This window comes from Mesorhizobium sp., assembly GCF_005063415.1.
GTDB lineage: Bacteria > Pseudomonadota > Alphaproteobacteria > Rhizobiales > Rhizobiaceae > Mesorhizobium.
Genome location: NZ_SUEG01000204.1, coordinates 1 through 6583 on the forward strand (window position 1 = coordinate 1; position 6583 = coordinate 6583).

General features: G+C 58.7%; 8 protein-coding genes. 1 reads left to right on the top strand and 7 read right to left on the bottom strand.

All coding sequences use genetic code 11. The features are described from left to right. Positions 1 to 140: integrase (locus E5W70_RS29575; protein ID WP_292664834.1), on the top strand; the 140-nt coding region annotated here is incomplete at its 5' end. Between the two features lie 150 nt (positions 141 to 290). Here E5W70_RS29575 and E5W70_RS29580 read toward each other — a convergent pair. From E5W70_RS29580 to E5W70_RS29610, 7 genes are all read right to left on the bottom strand, one after another. Further along, positions 291 to 773, bottom strand: coding sequence for an RES family NAD+ phosphorylase (locus E5W70_RS29580; RefSeq protein WP_292664828.1), 483 nt, complete (start codon positions 771 to 773; stop codon positions 291 to 293). Then, positions 770 to 1201 carry a DUF2384 domain-containing protein gene (locus E5W70_RS29585; RefSeq protein ID WP_292664829.1) on the bottom strand — a complete coding sequence of 144 codons (432 nt, stop codon included), beginning with the start codon at positions 1199 to 1201 and terminating at the stop codon, positions 770 to 772. Before E5W70_RS29585 ends, E5W70_RS29580 begins: the two co-directional genes overlap by 4 nt. A gap of 89 nt (positions 1202 to 1290) precedes the next feature. Continuing rightward, entirely contained in the window at positions 1291 to 2496 is a 1206-nt protein-coding gene (gene repC / locus E5W70_RS29590; protein ID WP_292664835.1) for a plasmid replication protein RepC, read from the bottom strand. A gap of 156 nt (positions 2497 to 2652) precedes the next feature. Next, positions 2653 to 3651, bottom strand: coding sequence for a plasmid partitioning protein RepB (repB, locus tag E5W70_RS29595; protein WP_292664830.1), 999 nt, complete (start codon positions 3649 to 3651; stop codon positions 2653 to 2655). A gap of 79 nt (positions 3652 to 3730) precedes the next feature. Then, positions 3731 to 4909, bottom strand: coding sequence for a plasmid partitioning protein RepA (repA, locus tag E5W70_RS29600; protein ID WP_292664831.1), 1179 nt, complete (start codon positions 4907 to 4909; stop codon positions 3731 to 3733). Between the two features lie 401 nt (positions 4910 to 5310). Then, positions 5311 to 6198, bottom strand: a complete 888-nt coding sequence (locus tag E5W70_RS29605; protein WP_292664832.1) for a zincin-like metallopeptidase domain-containing protein — start codon at positions 6196 to 6198, stop codon at positions 5311 to 5313. Positions 6199 to 6389: 191 nt separating this feature from the next. After that, a partial coding sequence (locus E5W70_RS29610; protein WP_292664833.1) for a hypothetical protein occupies positions 6390 to 6583 on the bottom strand: 194 nt, incomplete at its 5' end.

Consider the following 6583-nt stretch of genomic DNA (forward strand, 5'->3'; position numbering starts at 1 on the left):
ATCTCACCGAAACCGCCCGCCGCGGCATTCCGCTGCCCGAAGCCATGCAGCAGTCGCAGCACCGCTCGGTGCAACAGGCGTCCAACTACTACAATGACGCCGAGCGCACGCTCGGGCGGGCAGCGCGGATCATCGTCTGAGTCGCAGATCGATCCGACACATCACAGCTTGGGCGTCAGCTCCAGGACTCGGCCACGCCTCGGCCGAGATGACCTGCAGATACCACGTCGGCGCGACTGTTTTCGTGTCAATCTCACAAAAGCGAGCGGGCTGTAGGGACAAAGAGCCCGTTACGCGCCAAACAGCCGCCGGTCCCAGTAGACGGGCTGGTGCAGACTTGTCTGGATCCTTGAAAACTCCGGATGCGCCGGATTGATCAGCACATTGCAATCGAGACGCGCCACGACACTCGGCACCAGCAGGATGGCGCTGCGCCGTTCTAAACACCAGGTTTCGCCGAATCCCTTGCTCACCATCGCCGGCATCGTATCCCAGCCGGGCAGTGACGGCTGGGAAAAGACCTCGTAACTCAGTCCGCGCGGGATCGTGATTTCGATGTAGTGCTGGTTGGGCGGCAGTCGGCCGCTGCCATGCACCAGCTTTTCCAACAGGGTCGTCGAATAGTGCTCGCTGGTGTAGATGATAGGACTTCCGGGCGTGTTCCATCGCCCTGGCGCGATTGTCGAGCCGGTCGCATCGAAGATCGGGTAGGTGCCGGCCGGATCGCCGATACGAAAGGACGATAGCGTGCGATCGAGAGTCTGCGCCGTCACGCAGCACTGCCGTACTTCAGACCTCCGAGGATATCGACCACCATTTCGGCGCCGAACTCGCTCATGATAACGACGTCGATCGGTCGCTTGTCCTCAATCATCGGGTGCGGCCGAAACAAGAAATCGCGCGCTTCCTCTTCGTTCTGCCAGACATCGACAGCAAGGCCCCAGACGCGCGCGACGCGGGCCAATCGCGTGCCCTCGTCCGACGAGAGGCGATGTACCGCCTTGCGCCGCTCGTAGGTCGCCTTGGGGATCAGCCGGTATTTGAACTGAGCATCGCCAGGCGCCAGAAGATGCGCAACGCGCTCAAGTGCGCCAATCGGAAGTCCATCCTCGATCCGGGAGATCAGCCCGAAAGGCGACCGCGCCGCCACCTCTTTAACGGGCAGCCCCAATACGTCGGCGACGTTTCCGAACGCTAGCATTTCACGCTCCATTCCATGTGAGGCAAAATATAGCCTCACATGATGCGACATACAAGCCCCTGCATCAGCGCGAACCGATCCGCCAACGGTCAACCTGTCATCTTTGCAGTCGCGCCGTTCGCTCGCAATGCCGCCATCAGCATCGGCCCGACCGAAAACTCCCCTGCCCTCGCCTTCTCGGTGAGAACGCGCAGATAGCCGCCAGCTGAATCGATGTGCTGTGCCCGCTGCAGAATGCACGCAATCACCACTGCGGCGATTTCCTGACCCATGACATGGCAGGCATCCTCATAGGCTGACGGCGAAACGCCCAAATATCCCCGCACCTGGGCGGCGGTTATCATGAAATCGCGCCAGTTGCCGATGCCGTCGACGGCGTAGTCCGCGATTTCGGGGCAGGCCTTCAGCACCAGCCCCAGCGGATAGGTTTTCGGCGGCTCTGCGGTCCTCGTCCTTGGCTCGGCCGCCGCCCTGCCTTTTTCCAAAGCAGGTTCAAATTCAAAAATAGAGTCGGTATTTGAATCAGATTGCTGCCGCTCGCTTTGGGACTCATTGCCGCTTGGATTCGTGGATTCCATATGAATTTCCAGCAGCTTATCCACGTCGTCACGCAACGCGGCCAGATCGGCCACGATCGGTTCAAGCTCGGCAATGCATGCACGGCGCGGAATTGTCTCCACAATGGCGCGGAAACGCCTCCACAGATCTCCCCAGTCGCCCGGCACATCTTCCTCAACGGCCGCCTCGACCAGCTTCTGGATATCCCGGCGGTGTAGCGTAATGCGTTCCCTCATAAGGCTGAGCGCCCTGTTGTCGGCGCGAACACGCTCGGCCGCCGCCTCGAACTCTTGAGCACGGGCCAGCAGCGGCGCCAGCGAGAAGCCAAATGCTTCCTCGATCTCCCCGCCCCTGCCCTTGCGTGCATAACGCTTGCCGTTCGGGCTGTCCCGACGGATGACCAGACCGCAATCCACCAGCTCCGCCAGGTTCCTCCGCAAGGTGGAATCGGGCATGCCGTGCGCCCTGAGCGACAGCTGTGCGTTCGAGGGAAACACGATGAGGCCGTTTTCCTCACTCAACTCACTGTCAGGATAGAATGACAGCAACGCATTCAGGACGGCCAGGGCGCGATCGCCGATGCCGATGATGCTCTTGCCCTCGCAGAGGTTACGGTAGATCTGCCATTTGTCGACGACCCTGCCCTTGGGGATCTCCCGTGACTCGTTTTGCGCTGCCAGCATGGCAAGCGACATCGGCCGCCGCCCAAAGGGCGTCGTTGCAATACCCGTCTCCATTTCTTCCTTCGCCTTCAATTAGGCAAAAGAAATCCGTCCGCCGAATCGACGCTTAAAACTCTTGACACTGATTCGCGGAAATGAGATTCTCGAATTGTCCAGATACGAGAAGGGCTTCCGCTACGGTGACGTTCGGGGGCCTTTTTCTTTTGCGGTTCAGTCTCCTGTTTGCTTCTCTTCCAATTCCCTGAAGGCTCGATAGAGCTGCTCCAGGTTCTCGGAAATGTACGCACCGAAACGGGAGGCGTCCTTGGCCTTCAGAGCTACTGTGAACGCATTCCCGGTGTCCTTCGTGGTCACGCTGACCGATTTGCCTGCCAGAGACCAGGATTTGGCATTGGCGGACGCACCTGCCCCCTTCTTGGGTTTTCTGGATGTCTTTAGAAAATTGAAGAGGATGTTGAAGCGGTCATCGGTTGCCGCCGACTTGAATTCCCCGGTCTCAACAAATTCCTCAGCCTTCATCAGATTTGACGGCTTCTCGATTAGCAACGTCAGATCAAGCCAGCGGTCGCGGCCGATACCTTTTGCGGCTCCGATCGCATGGATGATGGAATTTGGAATGCGTTTTGTGACCGAGAGCATTCTCGTAAGCATGGGAGCGTCGATCGCCAAAGCTGACTGAATTGTTTCCCTGTCATGGCCGAGATCCGCCAGATTCTGTGCGAACACCGCCCGCTCGATGAAAGACAGATTGGCCCGTGCCGAGTTTTCCTGTCCCTGCGCAACCACATGATCCCTGTCATGAAGTTCCTTAACAACGGCGCGGACGGGTTTCCCAAGTTGTTTTGCCACGCGAGCACGACGGTGACCGAATACGATCTGATAGCGTCCGTTTTTCGTGGGGTGAGGCCGAACCAGAATCGGACTGTCCTGTCCCCTCTCCCTAATGGCTGCCACCAATTCACCGAAGGCTTCGTCGTCGTCTTCCATGCGATCGGAAACAAACGAGCCGTCAATGAGACTGGGATCGAGGTCGACCACCGTTTCACCTTCAAGCAGCCTCTCGGCCTTTGCCGCCTGGGCTGCAAGCTCACCGATGGAAGACAGCATCGATCGCGAGGCGCCACGCGTCGCGTAACCAGCGGTCGCCTGGCGATCCGGCTTCGTCGTCTCCGCTTGCGTTATGCCCAATAGCACGTCTCGCCTTGCCATCTTCAGCTTCTCCGAAAATGAAACATGTCATTGTCATCGTTGACGAAAACCCGCGATTGTACGGCTGACAACAGAACGGTCATTGCCTGCGTCCCCATGCTTGGTGGACGAGAGCGGCAATCTCCCCGTTTACGGCAGTTAAGGATTCCATTGCGCGGTCATATGTCGATCGAGTGAATTGCGACCGCTCGACTTCGTACAGTGTCTGTTTGGTCAGCCCTGCGTCCGAGATCGCGGTCGATTTCAGCATGTGGTTCTTCAGCATCTGCTTCGCGAACATGGACTGCATAAATCCGACCATCTGGGTCTGCGGTATGTCTGTAGGTTCGAACCGGGTGACGAGATAGCGGAACCAGTTCAGAGACACCTTCACGCCAGCCCCCTCGATCGACTTAAGGATTTCGCCGAGCATAAGCAGGAACTGGCTCATGCTCATGATATCGAGCATCTGCGGATGAACAGTGATCAGAACGGAGGTCGCCGCGGTCAGCGCCGTCAGTGTCAGGTATCCGAGCTGCGGCGGGCAATCGATGACAACGACATCGTAATGGTCATCAACCTCGGCCAACGCATCCCCGATGCGGGTATAGAACATCTTCCCTGCATTGGACCCCTTGTTCTGCATCGCCAAGGGTGTGTCGTATTCGTACTCCTGAAGCTCCAGGTTCGCGGGCACGATGTCCAGGTTCGGAAAATTCGTAGGCCGAATGACCTCGACGATCGACTTCTTCTCGTCGTCGTATCGCAGCGACTCATACAACGACGGGTTTTGGTCCAGTTCGGGTTGGATGCCGTGAAGGGCAGTGAGAGATGCTTGCGGATCGAGGTCTATCGCCAACACGCGATGACCAGTGAGCGCGAGATACTGCGCTAGATGCGCTGCAGTCGTTGTCTTGCCTGAGCCACCCTTGAAGTTGACGACAGCGAGGACCTGCAGCTTGTCGCCTGGCCGGCGACGTGGTTCGCGGTCGAGAAACCTCCTGAGCTCGTTCATCTGCTCCGCAGTGTACGATCGGCGTCCCGTCAAAGACGTAATCGGCTGCACGCCCTTGCCCTCCAAATGCAGCTTCTTCAGGTAGCTCTGGGACACCCCGATGTAATCTGCTACCTCAGCAAGCGAGAACTGCCGAAGCGTCTTCTGGGCATTCGGCGGAAACTTCTCGATACGGAGCATGTCGAGCTTGCGTGAAATCTCGCTGCCTTGGTCGAGAATGGTGTCTGCGAAGCCGGCTTCTTCAACGTGAGCGGCGATGTTCATGCACGCTGACCCCTTCAGGAACGATATTTTTGGGTTTCCCCCCAAATTATCGTTACTATCGCCCGATTCTATCCGATCCGGCAAGAAATATTGCGTTAACAAAAGGTTAACGAGAACGCGCGAACGTCCTGTCCTACAACTTGCGAGCCAATAGTTGGCCTACCCTATTGTTTTCATTGACGGAAACGTGGAAAAGTACGGCTGACAACTGGAATTCTCCACGAAGCCCCGGCAGCCGCTTACCGCAGCTCCCTTTGGTCCGTAAAAACCGGCCGTCAAAGCGAACCGTCGCGGCGGCAAAGCCGCCTTGACAGCTGGTTTTCTGCGTTACCGGCGACTTAAGAGTGTCGACGGGCAACTCTGCCCGTCGATCGATCAAAGAGCACATTGGGAAAGCCGCGCTAGGCGGCTTCCAGTCCGGCCGCCGGCTGCAGAGTGGTAAGGTAGTCGACAGCGGCCTGCGCCTTCGCAGCGGCCGTGACAATGGCTCTTTTGTCGTTCTTAAGGACGGCGAGCCAATTTGCCAGATAGGCAGCCGTGTTGTCGCGCGGATCATGGGCAACACCCAGATCGGCGCAAAGAAACGAAGCGGCGAGTTCGGCAACGAGCTCTTCGACCGCGTAAGATTCGCTGCCGAATCTGCCGGTCAGATCGCGAGCAAGGCGATGCTTCGCACCTGAGAAGTGCCCGAGTTCATGCAGCAGGGTCGAATAAAGGTGAACCTCGGTGTCGAAGCGCTCCCGGTCTGGCATCAAAATGTCGTCGGTGCTCGGCCGATAGCAGGCTTTTGTACCGCCGTAGCTGACCTTTGCGCCGGTATTTTTGATGAAGGCCTCAACGGTTTCGATGTGCGGGACAGGATTGGTTGGCAACTCCTCCGCCGGGCTGAAGAAGTGAACCGGCAAGTTCTCGATCTGCTCGACGTTGAACACCGTGTAGCCCTTCAGATATGGAATCGCGCGGTCTTCGTCGTCGTCGTGATCCTTCGGCGTGAACGTGCCGTACTTGACGACAAGGGTGCCTTTTTCGCCCTTGCGGACTTGACCACCGAAGTCCTGCGCCTGTCTGTAGGTCATCCAGGTGTTTTCCTCGTAGCCGAACGTCTGGTCGGCGACCCACAGCATGATGACGTTGATGCCGCGGTAGGTTTCACCGGTCGCGCGGCGCGGGATGATCGAGCTTCGGCGGGCATTGCCGCGCCAGGGGCGGATCCAGGGTTTGGTGCCGGCTTCAAGCTGCTCGACAATGGTGTCCGTGATGCGCTGGTAGGTGTCCTTGATGCTCGTCATGGCCGTCTCCATCCGTTGGTTGACGGCAAAGACCGGAGATAGCCGAAACGAGATCATGCACCCCGAAGGGGCCGCAACGGAGAGGAGGACCGCGACAGCGGTTGCATGGGGGAGGGGCTATCGTAGCTGTCCGTCAAATCACCCAACGGATGGAGGCCGCCTGGCCGCATCGAACCCGCCCGGCCGGTCAACTACGGTTGCCGAGCAGCTTGAAGCCGGCGAGCGACGTTATCGTTCATGGCCATCGCTATCGCGCTCGCGAGCCCGCTGCGCCGCGATATCCGTCTCGATGCCTTCAGCTCGGCAGGAGGCGTGTCTTGCCGGGTCGCTTCGGCGCGTTCGGCCTGCACGGGCGCCTCAATGGCCTGTGGCTCACGGCCAAGGC

Bases quoted from the DNA above. Each gene is read 5' to 3' on its own strand.
- E5W70_RS29585 (WP_292664829.1), bottom strand. From the start codon at position 1,201: ATGCTAGCGTTCGGAAACGTCGCCGACGTATTGGGGCTGCCCGTTAAA.
- repB (WP_292664830.1), bottom strand. From the start codon at position 3,651: ATGGCAAGGCGAGACGTGCTATTGGGCATAACGCAAGCGGAGACGACG.
- E5W70_RS29605 (WP_292664832.1), bottom strand. From the start codon at position 6,198: ATGACGAGCATCAAGGACACCTACCAGCGCATCACGGACACCATTGTC.
- repA (WP_292664831.1), bottom strand. From the start codon at position 4,909: ATGAACATCGCCGCTCACGTTGAAGAAGCCGGCTTCGCAGACACCATT.
- repC (WP_292664835.1), bottom strand. From the start codon at position 2,496: ATGGAGACGGGTATTGCAACGACGCCCTTTGGGCGGCGGCCGATGTCG.